This window comes from Cronbergia sp. UHCC 0137, assembly GCF_034932285.1.
Lineage (GTDB): Bacteria > Cyanobacteriota > Cyanobacteriia > Cyanobacteriales > Nostocaceae > Cronbergia.
This window is the reverse complement of the sequence record NZ_JAYGHC010000018.1, coordinates 49,846-72,045: the sequence shown is the minus strand read 5'-3', so window position 1 is coordinate 72,045 and position 22,200 is coordinate 49,846. Positions and strand designations below refer to the sequence as shown.

Here is a 22,200-nt window from a genome sequence, read left to right as displayed (position 1 = left end):
CTTCTCTTCTTCTAATTCTTCCTCCGGTCACTGAGCGTAGCCGAAGTGCTGACTCCTGACTCCTGACTCCTGACTCCTAGCCCTAACGAAAAGACCTTTTCATCAAACCCTAATTAAAACCACCAAATCATAGATTTAGCGGGGTCTTGAACCCAATTATACATCCGCCAGTAGTAGATAATTCATTTTGATTTCTGACTCTTGACTTCTGTATTCTTTTTGATCAACCATCAACAAAATTCTGACAAAATAGGGTCAAATTCTAGTATGCTCCTAATGATCGATCGCATTTACAATTTCTATGCTTAATCTATCCGGGAAAAACGCCTTAGTTACAGGTATTGCCAATAATCGCTCCATTGCCTGGGGCATAGCCCAACAACTCCACAAAGCCGGGGCTAACTTGGGCATCACCTACTTGCCAGACGACAAAGGCAAAATGGAGAAAAAAGTGGCAGAGTTAGTGGAACCCCTTGCTCCTAGCTTATTTTTGCCTTGTAATGTTGAAAACGACGGGCAAATCCAATCTACCTTTGACACCATCCAGAAGGAATGGGGTAAATTAGACATCCTTGTTCATTGTCTGGCTTTTGCCAACAAAGACGATTTAACTGGAGATTTCAGCAAAACCTCACGCTCTGGTTTCAATAAAGCCTTAGAAGTCAGCACCTATTCACTATTGCAATTAAGTGGAGCCGCTAAACCCTTAATGACAGAGGGAGGTAGTATTATTACTCTCACATACTTGGGCGCAGTCCGGGCGATTCCTAACTATAACATTATGGGCGTAGCAAAAGCCGGCTTAGAAGCCAGTGTTCGTTATTTAGCCACTGAACTCGGTTCACAAAATATTCGGGTAAACGGCATCTCCGCAGGACCCATCCGCACTTTAGCATCTTCAGCAGTAGGGGGAATTTTAGATATGATTCATCACGTAGAAAAAGTAGCTCCCCTCCGTCGTACCGTCACCCAGCTAGAAGTCGGAAATGCTGCGGCTTTTTTATGTAGCGATTTAGCCAGTGGCATTACCGGGCAAATTCTCTATGTAGATGCCGGGTATGAAATTATGGGGATGTAATCGAACAGAATTTAATAAGTTAGCACTGTGAAACTCTGACAACACCGATCTATTTATCAATCACCTGCCGTAGAATATGGGTACAATCTTGTACAACAACGTGTTATGCGGCTTCTTCTCGGTAAATGCCACCAACGCAGAATTAGACATTACAGAATATTTCGATATCTGTGGAAAAAACCACCCGAAAACCGCACATTCTCAACCCACCGTCTGACTCATTCCAGCTACGACTGGGACTACGACAAAGTTCAGCACCAAAGTTCCACGAACCACCCCTTACTACCCGACGATATTCAGCACCACCAACTTCCCAAACACTACCATCTGTTGGCGCATCATAATAATTATTATGCCAAGGATCGGCACACCATTCCCAAACTAACCCGTGCATATCATACAATCCAAAGGCATTGGCAACTTCAAAACTACCCACATCTGTAGTTTGGGGACGAAATTTTCTTTTTGATTCCACAGCATAAGAATCAACACCGCTATAATTCACCAATTCACGAGTTATAGTTTCCCCAAAGTGAAAGGAAGTAGTAGTTCCCGCACGACAAGCATATTCCCATTCAGCTTCACTGGGTAAACGATATTCTCTCCCAGTTTTGGCCGATAATCTCAAACAAAATTCTACTGCTTCATACCAAGAGACGTTTTCAACGGGAAGATTTGCACCTTTGAATTTAGAGGGGTTGGGATTTAAATTTTGTTGGATTTTTGGTAAACTTACTACAGCCCTCCATTGTGCTTGAGTAATGGGAAACTTACCCATAAAAAACGGTTTGATTGTTACTTGATGTTGGGGACGTTCATCTGCATCACCTTCAAAAGCTGGTGAACCCATCATATAATCTCCACCAGGAATTGAAACCATTTCTAAAGTAGTGTTTCTATGCAATTCCTCAGCAAAGTATTTTGCACTGCGTCTGTTGCGCTGAATTTCTCTCCCTGCTGTGTCTACAATAACTAAATAAAATTCAAAGGTTTTTAAAGGAGGTAACGGTACTATAACTTTTGGTGGTGATTGGGGAACAGAGGGAATTTTTAGCACTCCAGGAAATTGTAAAAGATGCAAATCTTCCAGAACTTCTGTTGCTGACTGATATCTCTCACTGGGAAAATGTTTTAGCAACTTATCTAAGATTTGTTTTAAACCATCACTAATGATTATCCCTTTTTCTTGTAACCGTTCATTCCATAACCATTTCGCATTCATGGGATCATAAAGATAGTCGTTAAGATTTCCGTAACTATCTTGTAAAGGCAAATCTTGGGTTAAAAGACGAATACAAGTTACACCCAAGGAATATAAATCACTCGCTTGACAAGCAAATCCGGCCATTTGTTCTGTGGGTGCATATCCTAAAGTATAAATAACTGTAGCTTGTCTAGCTAAACTGGTTTGAGTGACTTGTTTTGCACCACCAAAGTCAATTAAAACCGGTTTACCGTCACTATCACGACGAATTATATTTTCCAGTTTAATGTCTCGGTGAATAACATTTCGCTGGTGAATAAAATCTAGAACTGGCAATAAATCAGCTAAAAGTTGGATAATTTCGGTTTCAGTATAAGCTTTTTCTTGAATTTCTTGGAGGAGTGTTTTACCAATAATAAATTCCTGAACTAAATGCAAACTAACTCCTTGTTCAAAGTAAGCTAATAGTCGGGGGATTTGGGGATGATTTTCTCCTAATTCATACAGTCTAAAGGCTTCTTCTTTGAAAAAGTCTGCTGCTTTATTGAGTTGGGTTGTTCCCCGCACTTGGGGGAAAAATTGTTTAATGACGCAAGGTGCATCTAATCTATCTATATCTTCTGCTGCATAAGTCTTGCTAAACCCTCCTTCACCAATTAATCTCAATACACGGTAACGGTTTCTCAGGGTTGTACCAAAGTTACTTTGTCCGCAATTGAGACAGAATTTACTGGTGTCTGGGTTGAAGGGGTTTGAACAATTGGGATTTTGGCAAATTTGCATAATGAGGAGGAGGTAGCACCTTTTCCAAAGTCAGACCCAATATTATTTACTTAAAAAAAATGTATTTAGTTGTGTGTTTGAAGTGTCAAATTCAGGAAAAAAATTTGTTTAACTGTGTGGAGAGTTATTTAAATTCAAAAGTGCCTATATATATGTACGCACAGATTCCCATTCTAAAATAATATAGGAACTCAGGATTTTTGTCAACTAGCTAGTTGATTAATTTAAATAATAACTTGATGAGAATAAACAGATAGAGTAATTGACAACTTTTGAATGATTACATCTGTAAGATTTAGGCATTGATAAACTTTAATAGCAAGAGTCGAAATTTATTGTTTTATTTCCACATTTAAATCAGGAAGCCCCTGTAATTTTTCAATGGGTATTTTTTCTTCTAACGATGGAACAAAAACTGTCAATGCCTTTGGTATGCACTTAATTTCTACGGGAGTTGTACCGATAATCTCTCCATCTACTACAACTTTTTGCGGTGGATTTGTGGTGATTTTGAACTCTTTTGCTCGTAAATAACCAATATCATTTCTTTCTACGGGAGTTTCGGTGGCAGCAGTTTGAAATAAATGGAATGTGGCAGCGATCGCTCCGGCTCTATTCTCTGGTGCTACAATTGTTAAATCTAGTAATCCATCATCAAAATTAATCCCTGCTGGACCCTGGGCTAAAACTGATGTGGCAGGTGCAGCATTGGCAACGGTTACAGATGAAGCAGAAGTTGTAATGATTTTATCTTCAGTTTCAATTTCCACCTCAAATTTTTGCAAATTCCCCAATTCTTGGATACCTGCTAAAATATAGGCTAACATCCCAAAACGATTTTTAGCTTCTCGGCCTGTCCGTTCGATGGTATCTGCTTCAAAGCCAATACCTACTAATAATATCATGATTTTATCATTACAAGAAGCTACATCTATAGTTCTGGTTATACCTTGTAAAATTGTCTGACAAGCAATAACAATATTGTTAGGAATACCTAAAGCTGAGGCAAAAGCATTAGCTGTTCCCCGCGAAATAATCCCCAAGGGAATATTACTATTCACAACTGCCTCAGCTACTGCGGATAAAGTACCATCTCCCCCAGAAGCAATTATGCAGTCTACCCCCCGATTTATCGCTGCATAAGCTAATTCATCAGCATCAATTTCTACTGTTGTTAGATATATATCTAAATCAATTTCTGGCTCTAATAATCCCCTAATCTGATCTAATTCTAATTCTGGATTACCCTGACCTGCAACTGGATTAAAAATCAAGCAAGCGGAACGATTCATAAATATCAAAAACAGTTTTAACTGTATACTCTCACCTATCTGCCAACTGCCATATCAAATTACTTATAACATTGTTGTAAAACTTTAACGTCTGTCTCATGACATAGGAATCCTATTTCATGGATTTAAGTAATTGATTTTTTAAAGAAGCCGGGGATCTTGTTTTTGTTGTAGCATTTAGGTTATTCCAAACCCCTTTTTTGTGTGTGTTGTAATTGTGCTAACATCTGTTCTACGGTTTGAGCAGGTGCAAGACATTTTAATCCTTGACAAACTAAACCAATACTTTCTCTTGGTAAATCTGATACTACACTAAACACCGCCGTCGGTAAATAGGTGGGAAGCAAAGAATTAATTGGCTCAATGGTACTACGAATTAAAGTTGAGTTACGATACCAATCTAAAGCTGTAAATAAGCTAGGACAGGCTTGGGGGGATTGATTCATCACACCTCTAAATGATCTTAAACCTTGTTCTGCTAAGTTCAGGTAATGCAGATTGTCAGTTAAAAGAGCTAAACGAACTAAGTTAGCGATCGCTATTCCATTGGCTGATGGTGTAGCATTATCCATATAACTACGTTCCCGCACAATTAAATCTTGACTAGCATCGCTGGATGTGTTATAATACCCACCCAATTCAATACTCCAGAGAAATTCGTCAAATTCTTCTTGCACAGTTACAGCCCTTTCCAACCAAAAAGACGGATGATTTTGTAAACAAGCTTGGTGTAAATCTAGCAAAGCCTTAATAAAAAAGGCGTAATCCTCAGATTGAGCCAACACAGTGGCTTCACCCCCATAATTGAGTCTGTGAAAACGCCCATTCACAAACTGATGATCTAAAATAAACTGTGCTGCTGCTGCTGCTAATTCTAAGTAACTTGGTTCTCCAAACACCTCAGATGCCCTAGCTAAACCAGAAATCATCAAACTATTCCAGGCTACAATCATCTTAGTATCAGTCACCGCCGGAATCCGACCAGGCCAGTTAGTTGTTTTTGCTTCCTGATTATCACAAGCTGGGGGAAAAGTAGTTAATAACTCCGGTGCTGTTCCATACCTAACAGTAAACAACTTACTCAAAGCAACATCCAAAGTTTGACTCAGTTCTCCTGGGTGCAACCTTTGTAAAACATTGTTTCCTTCAAAATTACCATGAGGTGTGACTGTAAACTGCTGTTGTAATTCCTGCAATTCTATTGGTGTTAAAAGTTGTTCTAATTCCCTGTAAGTCCACACATAAAAAGCCCCTTCCTCCGGTTCTGCGGCAGTAGCATCAGTAAAACTATCAGCATCTTGAGCAGCATAAAAATAACCAGTAGGCGCGGTCATTTCCCGTTTTAACCATTGGAAAGTTCCTGCAACAGCCCTTTCAAAAGCTGGTTCTTTTACGCCCGCACTCCACAAATTCGCCAAATATTCGACAATTTGGCCATTATCGTAGAGCATCTTTTCAAAATGGGGTACAGTCCAAGTCGGATCAACCGTGTAGCGATGGAAACCGCCCCCAACATGATCATAAATTCCACCCAGAGATAAATCTAGTCCCCTTTGAGTGCAAATTTCCAGACCATTGTAGCGAGATTGATCATTAAAGCGAATGCCGTGTAAAGCTAACTCTGCATAGGGGATCATGGGAAACCTGTTCCCACCTTGCTGAGAATTGATGATCCCCGCAGTAGTTTCCCAACCCCGACGGAGTAATTGATGATCTGCAACTTCCCCAGACGCGCCATTTTGTAATGCAGCAGCAGAGAGAAGCGCCTCCACAATCGTGGCTTGGCGTTGGTGTAAATCATCCTTTTCTGTATCGTAATAATTGCGTAATGCGGCTAACACCTGCAAAAACCCAGGACGACCATAACGAGGTTCTGTAGGGAAATAAGTTCCAGCGTAAAAAGGGACTAAATCATCAGGTGAGAGAAAAATATTTAAAGGCCAACCACCTTGACCAGTCATCATTTGCAAACTTTGCATATAGATGCTATCCAGGTCAGGACGTTCTTCCCGGTCTACCTTAATGGGGAGGAAATTAGTATTCATGTACTGAGCGATCGCTAAATCAGAAAAAGCCTCGCCCTCCATCACCGTACACCAGTGACAACTAGAATAGCCAATAGAAAGAAAAATAGGTTTATTTTGCGCCCTTGCAGTGGTCAGTGCTTCATCACACCAAGGCCACCAATCAATGGGGTTTTCAGCGTGTTTGCGGAGATAGAGACTCTTAGCTTCAGCAAGGCGATTAGTCATGATTAAATATAGAATTATAGGTAGTTACCTTCTTTACCTAGTCTACCTTTTTCTAGTCAAATAATCCTAGCTAAAAATCTCATCCAGCAACATCTTTCTAAAGTCAGAGAAAATATAGTCTGTAGGGTGCGTCAGACAGAATAATCCAGACGAAAATCACTAATTTTCAGATTCTGACGCACCTGACTTCTAAACAAGCAAATTAGATCATTAAAAGTTATTAAAAAGTAATCTGTAGGGTGCGTCAGACAGAATAATCCAGACGAAAATCACTAATTTTGAAATTCTGACGCACCTGACCTCTAAAAAAGGTTTCAGGTTTTTGGAATCCCATAGTTAGTGCGGTGCGTCAGATAGAGAAAATCTGTTATGTATTAAATTATCGGGTCTGACGCACCCTACAAGAGATAAAATCAATGCGTAACTCCTGCTTACGTGATTAAACGTTATTTAAAAGAGCGTAATACTAGACTGATAATTGATGATGGTGTTGCTGGCATAGATGATCTATTGCCCGGAATTTGCGTGTTAATATTGAGTTGTACCATTAAGTGAAGTAAAAAAGTAATTAGGGCAGCTTGGATAAATTTTTCCAGCATATTACACCTCTATGGGGATAGATAATATTTCAAGTAAGATCAGTAGACATACCCACGAATTAACCTCAAAGCCTTGTTAATCAAAGATCAAAACTAATTTCTAGATAAGTCCATTTGTTCGGAATACACTTCGTAATAGTGATTTACCGGATTGAAAGAACATACCCGGACAATTGCTCAGATAAATTCTCAAAAAATGTGAATAAATTTACTTTCAATTTCAAATCTGGATTTTAAGTAATAGGTAACAAGAAGAGACATTTTCATAATTTTGGGTGTGTGCAGTTCACCATAGTTACTTAGACTGCCATGACAGTCAAAAAGTGCCAGGATTTGAAAAATTAGAGTATTAGCAGCTATCTTCCCCCTCAGTTCCCACCAATCATCAACAGTTTTGGATAGAATAAATGGAAAATAGCCACAAACACGCCCAATGATTCCTATCGTTATTGAACAATCAGGTCGAGGTGAACGCGCCTTTGATATTTACTCACGGCTGTTGCGTGAGCGTATTATCTTTTTAGGAGAACAAGTTGATAGCACTCTAGCCAACTTAATTGTTGCCCAATTACTGTTTTTAGATGCTGAAGACTCGGAGAAAGACATTTATATGTACATTAATTCTCCTGGTGGTTCAGTGACGGCGGGAATGGGGATCTTTGATACTATGAAGCATATCCGCCCCGATGTCTGTACTATTTGTACCGGATTAGCAGCAAGTATGGGCGCTTTTCTTCTCAGTGCTGGTGCTAAAGGTAAAAGAATGAGTTTACCTCATTCTCGCATTATGATTCATCAACCTTTAGGTGGCGCTCAAGGACAAGCAACGGATATCGCCATTCAAGCCAAGGAAATTTTATACCACAAGCGTCGGCTAAATGAGTTTTTAGCTGAACATACCAGTCAGCCCATAGAGCGCATTGCTGAAGATACCGAACGGGACTTTTTTATGTCTCCAGAGGAAGCTAGAGAATATGGCTTGATTGACCAAGTAATTGATCGTCATGCTGCTGGTAGCCGACCATTAGCTGTAGTTTAAAATAGTTTCAATTTGAAATCTAGGCGGTTTCTAACCGCCTTTTTAATCGAACCGAACTCGTTATAATTATACTAAACACGGCTTAATTATTTGATTTTGTGGGTCATGGTTTAGCAGCTACGCAACGTAAATTAATTTAGAAATGTTGAATATTACAAACAATCAAAAACAAGATATGTTTGAACGTTATGAATTGCAAGATAATATCATATTTAAGGGTGATGCTATCGACATTTTATTAAATCATATTCCCTCAGAATCAGTAGATTTAATTTTTATTGATCCTCCCTATAACATAGGTAAGAAATTTGGTAATTTCCATGATCAATGGGAATCAGAATTAGAATATATTAATTGGTCATATCAATGGATTGATCAATGTATTCGTGTATTAAAATCAAATGGCACAATTTATGTAATGACAAGTACCCAAGCAATGCCTTATTTTGATATTTATTTGAGACAAAAATTAACTATACTTAGTCGAATAATATGGCATTATGATAGTTCTGGAGTACAAGCAACAAAATACTTTGGTTCAATGTATGAACCTATTCTTTATTGCGTAAAAGATAAAAAAAATTATATTTTTAATGCTAATGATATCAAAATTGAAGCAAAAACAGGCGCGCAACGTAAACTCATTGATTACAGAAAATTAGTCCCAACTCCCTATAATACAGAAAAAGTACCTGGCAATGCTTGGTATTTTCCCCGTGTGAGATATCGCATGGAAGAATATGAAAACCATCCTTCACAAAAACCAGAGTCATTACTAGAAAGAATCATTTTAGCAAGTAGTAATGAAGGAAGTTTAATACTTGATCCATTTGCTGGAACATTTACAACTGCTGCGGTAGCTAAACGCTTAGGGAGAAAATCTATCAGTATTGAATTACAAGAAGAATATCTAAAAATCGGTTTAAGACGAGTTTTAGGAATGCAAGAATATAAAGGAGAAAAACTTTTCCCCCTAGACAAAAACCATAATATAAAAAACAAAAATAGTAAAAAATTAGATTTAGGGTTTATACAGGGGAACATTTTTGATGGAAACACTACAGCATAATTTTACGCAAACAATAATTACCATTGTTAATAAATATTTTCCTGGATATGGAGATACTATTTTAATTAACAGTCAATTGTTGCAGTATATCAATATCAAAACTAAGGCTGCAAATCGTGGTTCAAAGTCAAGAGCCAGCTTTGCTAATCATTATGCTATATATGTTTTAGTTGAAGATTATTTACAAAAAGAATTTCATATTAAAAATGGCTATGAAGATTATGAAGGCGCACAATTTACGGCACTTTTAAAGAGACAAAGAGAACTACCTTTTGGGAGTAAACTTCAAAATCATGCTCTTAACCATCGTTTGAATGAAGAATTTAAAAAATATTTTTCGACATCTCTTTATTTACCAATCATAAGAGATATTAAAACCAACCGATATTGGATAAATGAAAATTTGCTTAAAATCGAAATTAATCATGAAAAAATTAATATTGCTCAAGCAGTCAAAGATATTATTGATACCTATATTAAAGCTAGAACACAGGTATTTAATGATTTTATTAACCGTTGTCAAGAAATGATTAGTATAGGCCAACAACAACCAGAAGAAGCAATTAAGTTTATCAAAGAATTAATAAATCCCTATGAAGATGCAAGAGTTTTTGAAATTGTTAGTTACGCCATTTTGAAAGAGTATTATGCTGGACAAAAAATATATTGGGGTTGGTCACCAGATGACCTAAATGTTGAATATTTAGCTCTATATAAAACAGGTCGTACAAATTCAAACGATGGTGGTATAGATTTTGTAATGAAACCTCTTGGTCGTTTTTTCCAAGTAACAGAAACAATAGATGCAGGTAAATATTTCTTAGATATTGATAAAGTACAAAAATATCCGGTTACTTTTGTTGTGAAAACTGATCGAACAATTGAAGATTTACGAAAAATAATTGAGGAACAAGCAAAAATAAGATACACAATTAATGCTGTTGTTAGTAGATATATGGAAGCTATAGAAGAAGTTATCAATATTCCCAAATTAATACTTCTTTTTGATCAAGTATTGGAATCTCAACGAGGTATACAAGTAATTGAACAAATAGTTTTACAAAGTCGAGTCGAGTTTAATATGGAAGAGGAATTTGTTGAGGATTAATCCTGGACATCCTGATTCAGACAATATCAGATATTTTCTCTAACTAGCAACTTACATTATTTATACAAAACTAATCCAGCGAAACCATCCAGATCAAAAATTCTAAAATTGGCTCGACTGGGGGTAAAGGATATTCTGTAATATCAATGGTGACAGAATTATCCTCCAGTTTTAAAAATTTCCAACTCGTGCCACTGGTGACAGAACCAAAAATTGTGGGAATAGTTATATTATTAGCAGCATTAAATTTTTGAGCAGCCACCATTTCGGCGATACACTGCCCTAAACCACCGTTAAGATTTTCTTTTTTTGCTTCTATAATGATAACGGCGGGGGCTTGAATTTCTAATTGGGTTGGTGATTTACTAATCAGAAAGTCACAAATACCATTGAGTCCAAGGTGAGGATCTACAGTAAAATCTTCTCCAGAAAACAGACTAATTTGACGATTTAATAATCTTCGCACTGCTGTTAAAACAGGACTAATAATCCATTCAGAACGGGCTTTTTCGCTACCCCTGGCGAGTACCAAGGGTAGACCTTCGGCTAGTTCTTGACGTAGTAAATCATCGGGCGCTACAGCAGGAATTTCAGGAAAAAACCGTCCTCCTTCATGGATGGAAATAGCTAACTCTTGACGGACTTTTTTAAGTGTAAAATCACTATAAGCCATAGTATGATTACGGGTTTGCTAAAAAAGTCTTTTCGTTGGGGCTAGGAGTCAGTAGTCAGGAGTCAGGAGAAGAATAGTCTTGAATCTGGTCTAGTGATAGGTAAATGAACAGTTTCAATGCTTATTCCTTCCACCTGATTTACCTTTTTAACCTTCAAACTCTTGATATATCTAAGTTTTAGGTCAATTAAGCAAGCCTTAATTAATCTTAAAAGCCGGCAATGGGATCTGGTTGAGATTCTAGGTAATTGAGAAAATCTGATAATTCTTCTTCACTGAGTAAAGAACGGGCAATTTTATTATAGGTTTTTTTCAGATGTTCTCGTCCCTGTTCCTTTGTCCAGCCTAATCGCTCTATCTCTACATCTGTTTTAGCAATTACATCAGATAAATTCACAGGTTCACCTTTATTGCTTCTTTTCCCAGTCCCTAATTGTCCAACTTCTTCCCTTGGACTGTAGCTGCGGGGTGTGAATGGTGTCACATTACTAGGAGGAGCGGTAGAAAGGGGTGGATAATCAGGTACTTCACCAGTAAAAATTTCCATCGCTTCCACAGGAGGGGGAGACTGATCTTCTGGGTGATAAGTTTCTCTTAAAGTTTGATTTTCAAGAGAATTTGTCATTGTCGCAGGCTGGCTATCGTATCCTGTAGGTGGTTGAGAAATTTCTTTGTTCGTTTCTACCGACCATTGACTACTGGCGACTTCTGTAGGGGTGTAGTGGGAATCAGTGACTACACCTGATTTTTTGACAATAGGGTTGAGTTGTTTTGAAGAAACGGGTTGAGAGGAAAATTGGACTTCTCCCCCAGCAGCATCATTAATTCCCAAAACCATTAAAGCCCGATTTCTAGCTTGGTCTTCAGCCACTTCAATGGTTTCTGCGGCGGACATACCAGTGGCACGGGTGACATTTTCAAGATTTATGCTCACTCGGACGATATATTTTCCTTGAAAAATCTGTACTAATTCGGAAACAATGCTGCCGTTGGGGTACAAGCTCTGAAATTGAGCCAACATAATACTGCCACCAATCTAAGTTTGTCCATTATACAGTGGGGAACTCTTAACAGGGAAATAGGATTATTTTTTAACAACTACACAGGCCAGAACCAATGCTATACTAATTACCCAAAGCGAAATCTAGAAGTATTTTCTGGAAGTGTACTCTAAATCTACAATAATAAAGATAAGGTTCGCCCTGACTGCTCGTTAAGCTGCTTACCTGATTGTTACCGATTCTACATATAGGAAAATTGGGTTAATCAGCAGTTTCTCCTAGTTAAGACTCAGATTCTGATGGCGTAAAATCACCTTCAATCTAATCAAACACTTGTGTTTCCCCTGTGTAGATACTTCCGGGTAGCATGGAGAGTTCTCTAAACCAAGTCTCTCACCAAACCTATTGTGTAATTACCAAGGGGGAAAAACCCAGTATTAGGAGTGCCTTGTAAGATTGGTTAGGTGAAGAAAGTTAAACGCAGGTGAATTTTGAGAGTGTCGTGGAGTGAGAAGTCCAAGCGGAGGATTCCTCTGATTGCGACTTTGGCAGCCTTGCTTTAGGGCAGTTGTTGCAAAAAGTGTATCTGTAGTCCGTGAGGATATACAGAGAAGAATCATAGTCAACAAAAATGATGTTTTGACCAAAGGTCGGTTCACTGCATGGAATTTTCAATCGCTACACTCCTTGCCAATTTCACCGATGATAAATTGGTAGCTCGTAAAGTCCTGGAAAAGAAACTTGGTTGTGAGGATGAAGATAGTTTAGAAAAACTACACATTGCTTTGGAGGTTCTGGAAAAAATTGGGCTTCTGGTGAAAGAACGGGGTAAGTATCGCCGGGTAATGGAAGAGGGGCTAATTGAAGCCAAACTCCGTTGTTCGAGTAAGGGCTTTTGCTTTGCAATTCAAGATGTGGAAGCCTCTGAGGATATTTACATTCGGGAAAGTCATCTCAGTAATGCTTGGAATGGCGATCGCGTTTTGGTTAGAGTTCTCAAAGAAGGCAGCCGTCGTCGCTCCCCAGAAGGAGAGGTGAAATTGATCCTAGAACGCTCTAATCACACCTTGTTAGCCAGAATTAAGCCCGTAGAAGGTGGATTTCGTGCTGTTCCCTTGGATGATCGCTTGCTGTTTGAACTCAAGCTGCAAAGCAATGACATGAAGTTGGAAGAAGCAATTGATCATTTGGCTCATGTCGAAGTCCTCCGTTATCCCTTAGCCCAATATCCTCCCCTCGGCCGGGTGGTGCAAATTCTGGGTAGTGATGCTGAAGCTGCTGCTGATATAGATTTAGTAACCTGTAAGCATGATTTATCTCGTACCTTTACAGATAATGTTGTAGATGCGGCTGCTAAGTTGCCCAAAAAGTTACTCAAGGCAGATTTGAAAGACCGGGTAGATTTACGGGATCTATTCACAATTACCATTGAAGGGACAACAGATGACTCTTACGTGGTTGAAAATGGGTTAAGTTTAGATAAAACTACCGATGAAGGCTGGACTTTGGTGTTTCATATCACTGATCTAACCCATTACATCCAAGCTGATGAACCTTTAGATAGAGAGGCACTAAAGCGGGGTAGAACGGTATATTTGGGAGAATTGGTGCTGCCAATGTTACCAGAATCCGTGGCAGAACGTTGTTCTTTAGTAGCAGGTAGCGATCGCCTAGCTCTCTCCTGTGTGATCATCATTCATCCCCAATCGGGAGAAGTGTTGGAATGGGAAATCATGCCCAGTGTAATTAATGTCAATACTGCCGTCAGTCAACTCCAAGCAGAGGCAGCTATTACAGGTCAACCAACTAACACCTCGGTAGAAAGCATCCAGGTATTGCAAGACTTGGCAACCTTAACCACAGCGATCAAAAAACAACGCTTAAATCGGGGTAGTTTACAGTTGAATCTGCCACCTAGCCAAAATCCCTACTATGATGAGGGGGTAATGGGGGCTGTAGTGATCAACGATGTACCAGTGCGATCGCTGTTGACAGAATTGGTACTTTTAGTAAATCAACTAATGGCCAATCACCTCGGCGCTGTGGGAGTCCCGGCTTTATGGCGAGTTCAAGGCACACCAGACTCGGAAGATGTCCAGGAAATGCTGAAACTAGCCATTAATTTAGGCGTAGAATTAACCCTAGATTCAGAATTAGATATCCAACCCCTAGATTATCAACATTTAACCAAAGCCTTTGCCGAATCTCCTTCTGAGCAAGTTTTGACCTATCTGTTACAAGATACTCTCAAGCCATCTGTGTACAGCATCACCAAAGGTCAACACTTCGGGTTAGCATTGCCAGAGTATCTCCATTTTAATGCACCTCTACGTCGTTACCCAGACTTAATCATGCAAAGAGTGTATATGGCACTACTCGAACACGGACGCGATCGCCGCAACACTCGTGTAAAAGAGCGTGTTAACCTACGTCACTCCTCCTGTCATGCAGAAATTAATTGGAACGTACTCCCCCCAGAATTGCAACAAGAACTGCAAAGCGATTTAACCAGGGTGATTGTCCAAATTAACGACAGAGAGAAAGAAGTCCAAGAAGCCGAAGCCGATTTAGCCGGTTTGCAAAGAGCCGCATTAATGAAACAACGCATCGGCCAAGTGTTTCAAGGGGTGATTACCGGTGTGCAATCCTACGGGTTCTTCGTCGAAATTGAAGTACCCACCGCAGAGTTAGAAATTAACACCAACCCCGGTACACCCCTGCGAGTTGAAGGACTGGTACACGTCAGTTCCCTCAAAGATGATTGGTATGAATATCGCGCTCGACAACAGGCTCTATTTGGCAGAAAAAACCGTGCTTCCTATAGATTAGGCGATCGCGTTGCCGTCCAAGTTAAGAGTGTCGATTACTACCGTCAGCAAATAGATTTAGTCACCGTTGGTAGCGATGGAGTACCCAAAAGTTTTGGAGTCAACAATGAAGATATCTCAGATATTTACCTATCAAATAACATTGATGTTGACCCCTTAGATGAATATGGTGAAGATGAGTAAAAGGGAATAGGGAATAGGGAATAGGGAATAGGAAATCAATTATTCTCCCCCTGCCCCCTGCCCCCTGCCCCCGGTCACTGAGCGTAGCCGTTCGCGAAGCGTCTCGTAGAGAAGTGCTGCCCCCTGCCCCCTGCCCCCTGCCCCCTGCCCCAAAAAAATCCGTGTCCAATAACACTAAACCTTTGATTTTAGGCGTATCAGGCGCATCTGGCCTGATTTACGCCGTTCGTACTCTTAAATTTCTTTTGGAAGCCGAGTATACGATTGAATTAGTTGCCTCTAAATCAACTTACATGGTCTGGCAAGCAGAACAGGATATCCGAATGCCCTCAGACCTTGATGGACAAGAACAATTTTGGCGAGAAGAAGCTGGAGTGCCACTAGCAGGTAAACTTAATTGCCATGGTTGGAGTAATGTCGGAGCCAATATCGCCAGTGGTTCTTTTCGGACTCTGGGAATGATTGTTATACCATGCAGTATGAGTACAGTGGCAAAGCTGGCAGGGGGATTAAGTTCTGATTTACTAGAACGAGCGGCAGATGTCCAAATCAAAGAAGGAAGAAAGCTAGTGCTTGTCCCTAGAGAAACCCCCTTTAGCCTAATTCATCTGCGTAACTTAACGACTTTAGCCGAAGCCGGAGTGAGGATTGTACCTGCTATTCCTGCTTGGTATCACCATCCCCAAACCGTCGAGGATTTAGTTGATTTTGTCATTGCCCGCACTCTAGACCAATTAGATATAGATTGCATCCCCATTCAACGTTGGGAAGGAACTAGATAAGGGGCAGCACTTCGGCTACGCTCAGTGACCAGGGGCAGGGGGCAGGGGGCAGGGGGCAGGGGAAGCAGGGGAGGAATAATTAATTTATCACCAATTACCAATTACCAATTACCAATTACCAATTACCAATCACCAATCACCAATCACCAATTATCAATCACCAATTCCCCTTTCTATGGCTTTAACTCGCTTAATTTTGTTAGTGGCAGTATTGGGAGGAATAACACTGTTATTAGTACAGAATTTGTCACCTGTCCTCCCATTAGTTTTTTTGGGTATGCGAACCCAAGCATTACCTTATGCTTTGTGGATTTTATTGAGCATTGCTGCTGGCGCATTTACATCTATATTGATTAATACCTTGTTTAAATTTGTCAATTATTCTACCGGACAAACACAAGTAAAATCATCTAAATTTACCGACAGTTCACCTCGTGTAGAGACAACTCCCAGGGAACGAGGTAAATCACCCCCAGTTAGTAAAACCGAGTACAATACCAGCAATGAATTTGATGATTGGGAAACAAGTCCTGGTGAAAATGATGATTGGAACGTACCATCTAATCCTAGCGTAGATAAAAATCAATCAACGCCAAAAGGTGATTCTCAATCAGATTCGGTTTATTCTTATGGCTACCAAGAACCCAAAAATACGGCTGTGGGAAAAACTGAATCTATTTATGATGCTGACTATCGGGTAATTGTCCCTCCACATCAACCAAAAACTAGCAATCAAGACAACGATGATGATGATTGGGATTTTTTTGAAGATGATGAATTTGAGGATGAGCAATCAAATCGGTGAACAAATTCTAGGTAATGCTACACTGTTGGCGTGATTCTTGTATGACTTTACCAGTCATGGCTGCTTCTTGCAAAACCATGAAAGCATTAAAGTCTTCCAAATCATACCGGACTGTTAAAAGTTTTCTTAATTGATTTTCTGCCTCCGTTGTCAAATAGCCAGTTGTTAAAGCTGTTTGTACAACGTCTCGAATTCGAGCCATAGCTGAAACGTCATTCATACCACATTCACCAGATTAGAGTTGATCAAGGCTAAGTATTTACTACGGGACATAAAAAACAAATCATCTCATTGGTATATTTACTTGTAAAGTTTGTATAATCGAGATAGAGCCTTGTTTTTTAGGTTGACAAAGTTTAGTTCCTTAAAGTTTCGGACAAAATATATGAATTTTCCATTAAGATTAAGAATACCCAAGGATTCCATCTATGTCAATTCACTGAACAACAATTCTTCAATTTATGATGAATCCTTGATGAATATGGCTGAATTATGATTTAAGCAGTAGTTTTACTAACAGTGTATTGTTAAATACGATTTTTTAGGAGTTTAAGGTTAAATGAATAACTTACTAAAAGGGGTAAACCTTTACTTAATAGGGATGATGGGCGTTGGTAAGACAACTGTAGGCGGCTTACTAGCAAAGCAACTTGGGTATAAATTTATAGATACTGATGAAGTTATAGTCCAAGCAGCAGGAAAATCTATTAATGAGCTATTTTCAGAAGAAGGGGAACAAGGGTTTCGTCGGTTAGAAAGTGATGTTTTAGCCCAGGTGTGTGCTTATACGAAGTTGATCATAGCGACTGGTGGGGGCATTGTGCTAAGGCAAGAAAATTGGAGTTATTTACATCATGGTTTAATAGTGTGGTTAGATGCCTCAGTAGAAATATTGATAAAGAGATTGGCAGAAGATCACACTCGACCACTGTTACAAGATTCAGACTTGAAAGATAAAGTGCGATCGCTCCTCGAGCAACGTCAACATTTATATTTTCAAGCAGATTTACGCATTACTATCACTGAATCTGAAACACCGGAACAAATTGCCAACCGCATCTTAGAAATAATTCCCAGTATTTTGAAGAGTGAGGAGTAAAAAGCTCCCTTATAAAGCACATCTAGATGGCTTCTCTACGAAATGCTAGGCTAACACTTGAACGAGAAGTTTCTCCATCCTCTAAAATGACTCAATTAATGAAGAATGAGTCAGTGCCATAAGCTATTATGGGACTGACTCAGATGTAAGCACTTGTTAGGGTTTACCTATCATTATTTAATGTGCCTTTATGAATAACGTTCAGAGCGCGTATGGCATAACTGCGTAACTCTCCGTCACTTATATGAACTGTATCCGCTGCTGCATTTGTATCGTGATGAAACTTACCTGCATAGTCATTTATTTCATGAAGTTCGGTTACTAATGGCTTTAGGTAAGAAAGTGGATTAGTTGAGGGAGCGACATTCACATCTCCAATAATCTGTCCAAAAAGTTTCCTCCTTTCCACATATCCTGGAAATCGTCGATGTAAATACCCCTCAAGTAATGGACGAATAGCTCTTGCGACCGTTCGTACATCAACTGACTGGCCGTTATTAATGAAATTATCCAGTGATTTATAGTTTTTATAGTAGTCAGAGGCACATTCACCATCAATATCAAATTCAGAAAAATTGGAGTAATTATTTTGAACCCGATTAATTTTAAGCAGTTGTGCTGAAATATTAACGTTTCTATCTTTCAGATCATCTCGAAGGTCGCGTAAGAAATAAGCATCATGTCCAAGCACAATTAACTGAGCTGATTTTCTACCAATGTTTCGTAAGAGTGTTTTTGTAGTATTTCGTCGATTAAGGTCTAGGCTACATACAGGATCATCTACTACGACAATCTTCTTATTGAGGTTTGGATCATCTTCAAGACGAGCCATGAAAAAAGCAAATGCTAATGTCCTCTTATCACCTTCGCTCAAAGCAGTCGAAAATGATGGAGCAGAATCTGATGAAAGCATTACATCTCGATCTTTTACCTTCAGATAGTAATTGGAACGAGGAAGTCCACCAACATGATCGGAACGTAATGCTTCGATCTGGAATAATGCACTAAACTTTTCCAATAGCTTGTTAATTTCAATCTGGTATTTTTCGAGAGTCGTTGTCATAAGACTATCAAGACTACTACGAGCATTTGCCTTTTGTATTTCATGTAATTTCTTTGCTTCTTTTGCGTCATTCCATTTCTGAATCAAGTCACAAACATTTTGTTCTTGACGAACTTTAATTCGTTTTAATTGTTCAATCTCTTGTTGTATTTGCTGAATATTTTCGCCAGCCAAATTTGCCTTAAAAACTGCGATCTCATCTATCGAAGTACGGATTGACTGGTTATATGTATTTACTGCAAAAAGTATTTTATCCCAGAGAGATATAGCTTGATAATTTTCTGCATCAGATCCTATAGATTCAAGAGGATTTTGCTGTTTGGCTTGTGCCAATTTATTAAATAGATCACGAATTTCCCCAAAATTACATAGTAACTGATCCCTATCAAAATTAGATTTTTGAGAATCAATATTAATATGTTCAGTCCATTCATTAGCTATAGACTGATTTTTTTCTACCGTAACAAAAAGCTCTTGGACAACCGCATCAGAAAGCCTTCTTTCAATATTTAGCGAAAGATTAGCAACTTGAAATTTAATATCTTTATAGGCTTGATTAAAATGAGTTTTGTATGCCATAATTAGGTCACTATTTTTAATAGCTTGTCCGCAATATGGACAATTATTTTCGCTCCCAAATGCTTGACCCTGACTCAGCCAATTCTCAAAGTGTGTATCAGAGTGTTTAGCGATATGTAAACTAACAGTTTCTTCAGCATTTTTTTCAATATCCTCAAGTGTTGTAGAAAGAATTTTGAAAAATGCTTCTAAGTTAAATTGTGGTTCTCTAAGTAGTTCTGGAGATGCTTTTCTTTGGAGATTTTCTCTATTTTTTGCAGTAGTAAATCGCTTTTCTAAAGAGTTAATCTTTTCGTCTACGTTTGGATCTGATTCTAAATCAGCAAATTTTACGAGTGTCATTTCTCCTCTATACTGATTCAATTCTCTCTCGACAATAGTTATTTCTTTTCCTCGCTCAGACGCTTTCTGTGTTTCATTCTCCACTTTTTGTTTTAATTGAACAGCATCTTCACCTAGCGCAAGCGCAAATTCTAATAATCCTTGCCTATGGTTTGGAGCAATTTCGGTACCAGAATATACGTTCTTATTAATAAATTCAGTGTCAAACACTAAAATATCCGGGTACGAACAAGACCATGTGATTCCGTCGAATGTAGGTTGTGGGCGAGAAGTCCCATTGTCGAAAAAGAGTTTTATCTCTGGAGCATTATCACTATCGACTGTCTTCCGACTACTAATTGATGCTGTATCATTTGTGGCACAAGAACGTAATATACTTGCTAGTGTTGATTTACCACGACCGTTTTCAGCATAAATCAAAGTAACTTTATTAAATGCAGGTGAAGTGCAGGTAGCATCCTTAAACAACCCTACATTTTTAATGTGCAATATTTTTTTGAGCATATCTATACCTTGTAAGTAAATTAAACTATAGTTAGTATACAGAAAATTTTACTTACATATACAGTTAGACCTAACTAAGTCACAATAAAACCATGAAAACTCTCTCTTCCTAAGAAAAACAGGTTTTATCCAGTCAAATCAAGATGAAGAGATTCGGTAAATCCTAAATCACAAGGCCTCATGGTTGGGAATAATGATGATTTTGATAAAATTATTGTGGCGAGTTGCAAATTCTTCTAAACTAACTGGATAGGTTTTAAATTTTAACATTTCCTCATAATGGTCAACGATAGAGAGTATATTAGGGAAGTTGAAGCGACTCGCGTGCGTGTCCTCAGCGAAGCACTACCTTACATTCAACAGTTTGTCGGTCGGACTGTGGTTGTCAAATACGGTGGTGCAGCGATGAAAGATAGCACCCTCAAGGATCAGGTGATCCGTGATATTGTATTTTTAGCTTGCGTCGGCATCCGACCGATTGTAGTGCATGGGGGGGGACCAGAAATTAATAGCTGGTTAGACAAATTAGGCATAGAACCACAGTTTAAAAATGGTTTGCGCGTCACCGATGCCCCCACAATGGATGTGGTAGAAATGGTGTTAGTCGGTCGAGTTAATAAAGAAATTGTGTCTTTGATTAACCAGGCCGGAGGCTTGGCCGTTGGACTTTGTGGCAAAGATGGTAATTTAATTACTGCCCGTCCTCAAGGACAAGAAGATATTGGCTTTGTGGGAGAAGTTAGTAATATAAATATCAAGGTTTTAGATATCCTTTCTAAAAGTGGCTATATCCCTGTAGTTTCTAGCGTCGCTGCCGATGATACAGGACAGGCTTATAACATTAATGCTGATACTGTGGCTGGAGAAATAGCTGCGGCATTAGGGGCAGAAAAGTTGATTTTATTGACAGATACTCAGGGGATTTTAAAAGATTATAAAGACCCCTCTACATTGATCCCTAAATTAGATATTCGAGAAGCCCGCGAATTAATTACCACTGGTGTAGTAGGTGGTGGTATGATCCCCAAGGTGACTTGTTGTGTGCGATCGCTCGCCCAAGGAGTCAAAGCCGCACACATTATTGATGGACGGATTCCCCATGCACTGTTGTTAGAAATCTTTACAGATGTGGGGATTGGGACAATGATTCTTGGTTCTCCATTTATGAAATAAGTAGGTGGGCGTTAAAAATTGTCGTTGGAGCAAGGGAACAGGGAACAGGGAACAGGAAGAGAGTTTTGGGCGATTTTACTTTTCTTCACATACCTTTAAATTTGTCCATTTATTGCCACAATTAGGTTAGTGCTGATTGTAGAAACCTGTGAGTACAGAAAGTTTAGAAATTGCCCAATCTCTCTACGAAAGAGGGAAAGCGGCCTTTGAAAATGGTCAATATCGTCAAGCTGTAGAAAATTTAGAAAAAGCCAATGCCCTTTTAACCCGGAATACAGGTTTGGGTGGTGAAGTGGGAATTTGGTTAGTGACAGCTTATGAAGCTGCTGGTAGAAGCCCAGAAGCGATCGCTATTTGTCAACAACTCCGAAAACATCCAAATCAAGAAACTAGACTACAAGCAAAGCAGTTAGTTTACATTTTACAAGCGCCCAAACTCAAAAGACCGAAAGAATGGCTAACAGAAATCCCCGATTTAACTGCACTTTCAGATAATGAATCAAACATTAAAATCACCGTCCAGCCAAAAAAATCGGCCTCTGTCCAGAAGCCTGTAGAACCGGAATATGTTGATTTAAGCCAAGTCAACACCAGAGATAATCGTTTTATTTGGATAGCCTTAATTACTATTGGGTTAATTATTTCGTATCTAATTTGGTTAGGGTTTTCAACATCAATAGATTGATAGTAGGGTGGGCAATGCCCACCTGATCAGGGTTTTCAGTATCAGTAAATTGATCTTTA

General features: G+C 39.0%; 18 protein-coding genes. 10 read left to right on the top strand and 8 right to left on the bottom strand.

The features are described 5' to 3' along the window. Window positions 1–301 precede the first annotated feature (301 nt). Window positions 302–1,078, top strand: a complete 777-nt coding sequence (gene fabI, locus VB711_RS11245; protein ID WP_323286062.1) for an enoyl-ACP reductase FabI — start codon at window positions 302–304, stop codon at window positions 1,076–1,078. Between the two features lie 142 nt (window positions 1,079–1,220). On the opposite strand, the gene VB711_RS11240 is transcribed toward fabI, so the two are convergent. The 4 genes from VB711_RS11240 to VB711_RS11225 form a co-directional block, all read right to left on the bottom strand. Beyond that, window positions 1,221–3,065 (bottom strand): bifunctional serine/threonine-protein kinase/formylglycine-generating enzyme family protein, encoded by a 1,845-nt coding sequence (locus VB711_RS11240; protein WP_323286060.1) that lies wholly within the window; start codon window positions 3,063–3,065, stop codon window positions 1,221–1,223. A 332-nt stretch (window positions 3,066–3,397) separates the two neighbouring features. Beyond that, window positions 3,398–4,357, bottom strand: coding sequence for a YegS/Rv2252/BmrU family lipid kinase (locus VB711_RS11235; RefSeq protein WP_323286059.1), 960 nt, complete (start codon window positions 4,355–4,357; stop codon window positions 3,398–3,400). A gap of 182 nt (window positions 4,358–4,539) precedes the next feature. After that, window positions 4,540–6,609 (bottom strand): thioredoxin domain-containing protein, encoded by a 2,070-nt coding sequence (locus VB711_RS11230; protein ID WP_323286058.1) that lies wholly within the window; start codon window positions 6,607–6,609, stop codon window positions 4,540–4,542. Between the two features lie 446 nt (window positions 6,610–7,055). Beyond that, entirely contained in the window at window positions 7,056–7,208 is a 153-nt protein-coding gene (locus VB711_RS11225; protein ID WP_323286057.1) for a hypothetical protein, read from the bottom strand. A 433-nt stretch (window positions 7,209–7,641) separates the two neighbouring features. Between VB711_RS11225 and clpP the strand changes: the two genes are divergently transcribed. From clpP to VB711_RS11210, 3 genes are all read left to right on the top strand, one after another. Further along, window positions 7,642–8,247 carry an ATP-dependent Clp endopeptidase proteolytic subunit ClpP gene (gene clpP / locus VB711_RS11220; protein ID WP_323286056.1) on the top strand — a complete coding sequence of 202 codons (606 nt, stop codon included), beginning with the start codon at window positions 7,642–7,644 and terminating at the stop codon, window positions 8,245–8,247. A gap of 142 nt (window positions 8,248–8,389) precedes the next feature. Next, a complete protein-coding gene (gene yhdJ, locus VB711_RS11215) occupies window positions 8,390–9,316 on the top strand; it encodes an adenine-specific DNA-methyltransferase (RefSeq protein ID WP_323286054.1) in 927 nt (308 codons plus the stop codon). Beyond that, window positions 9,297–10,424: a restriction endonuclease gene (locus VB711_RS11210; RefSeq protein WP_323286053.1), complete on the top strand. Its 1,128-nt coding sequence runs from the start codon at window positions 9,297–9,299 to the stop codon at window positions 10,422–10,424. Before yhdJ ends, VB711_RS11210 begins: the two co-directional genes overlap by 20 nt. 70 nt (window positions 10,425–10,494) lie before the next feature. On the opposite strand, the gene VB711_RS11205 is transcribed toward VB711_RS11210, so the two are convergent. Together VB711_RS11205 and VB711_RS11200 are read right to left on the bottom strand one after the other, a co-directional pair. Then, window positions 10,495–11,097, bottom strand: coding sequence for a hypothetical protein (locus VB711_RS11205; RefSeq protein ID WP_323286051.1), 603 nt, complete (start codon window positions 11,095–11,097; stop codon window positions 10,495–10,497). A 208-nt stretch (window positions 11,098–11,305) separates the two neighbouring features. Then, window positions 11,306–12,118, bottom strand: coding sequence for a hypothetical protein (locus VB711_RS11200; protein WP_323286050.1), 813 nt, complete (start codon window positions 12,116–12,118; stop codon window positions 11,306–11,308). Between the two features lie 642 nt (window positions 12,119–12,760). Between VB711_RS11200 and VB711_RS11195 the strand changes: the two genes are divergently transcribed. The 3 genes from VB711_RS11195 (at window position 12,761) to VB711_RS11185 (ending at window position 16,696) form a co-directional block, all read left to right on the top strand. Next, complete coding sequence (locus tag VB711_RS11195; protein WP_323286049.1) at window positions 12,761–15,109, top strand: ribonuclease R family protein; 2,349 nt, start codon at window positions 12,761–12,763, stop codon at window positions 15,107–15,109. Window positions 15,110–15,270: 161 nt separating this feature from the next. Beyond that, on the top strand, window positions 15,271–15,891 hold the full coding sequence (locus tag VB711_RS11190; protein WP_323286047.1) for a flavin prenyltransferase UbiX: 621 nt from the start codon (window positions 15,271–15,273) through the stop codon (window positions 15,889–15,891). Window positions 15,892–16,066: 175 nt separating this feature from the next. Further along, window positions 16,067–16,696: a LapA family protein gene (locus VB711_RS11185; RefSeq protein WP_323286046.1), complete on the top strand. Its 630-nt coding sequence runs from the start codon at window positions 16,067–16,069 to the stop codon at window positions 16,694–16,696. 7 nt (window positions 16,697–16,703) lie between these two features. Here the strand turns inward: VB711_RS11185 and VB711_RS11180 are convergent, their stop codons facing one another. Continuing rightward, window positions 16,704–16,898, bottom strand: coding sequence for a hypothetical protein (locus VB711_RS11180; protein WP_323286143.1), 195 nt, complete (start codon window positions 16,896–16,898; stop codon window positions 16,704–16,706). A 357-nt stretch (window positions 16,899–17,255) separates the two neighbouring features. On the opposite strand from VB711_RS11180, the gene VB711_RS11175 reads away from it, so the two are divergent. Continuing rightward, entirely contained in the window at window positions 17,256–17,795 is a 540-nt protein-coding gene (locus VB711_RS11175; protein ID WP_323286045.1) for a shikimate kinase, read from the top strand. Between the two features lie 163 nt (window positions 17,796–17,958). Here the strand turns inward: VB711_RS11175 and VB711_RS11170 are convergent, their stop codons facing one another. Continuing rightward, window positions 17,959–20,283, bottom strand: a complete 2,325-nt coding sequence (locus tag VB711_RS11170; protein WP_323286044.1) for an AAA family ATPase — start codon at window positions 20,281–20,283, stop codon at window positions 17,959–17,961. 276 nt (window positions 20,284–20,559) lie between these two features. On the opposite strand from VB711_RS11170, the gene argB reads away from it, so the two are divergent. Together argB and VB711_RS11160 are read left to right on the top strand one after the other, a co-directional pair. Next, window positions 20,560–21,456: an acetylglutamate kinase gene (gene argB / locus VB711_RS11165; protein WP_323286142.1), complete on the top strand. Its 897-nt coding sequence runs from the start codon at window positions 20,560–20,562 to the stop codon at window positions 21,454–21,456. Between the two features lie 148 nt (window positions 21,457–21,604). Next, window positions 21,605–22,141 (top strand): tetratricopeptide repeat protein, encoded by a 537-nt coding sequence (locus tag VB711_RS11160; protein ID WP_323286043.1) that lies wholly within the window; start codon window positions 21,605–21,607, stop codon window positions 22,139–22,141. Window positions 22,142–22,200 lie beyond the last annotated feature (59 nt).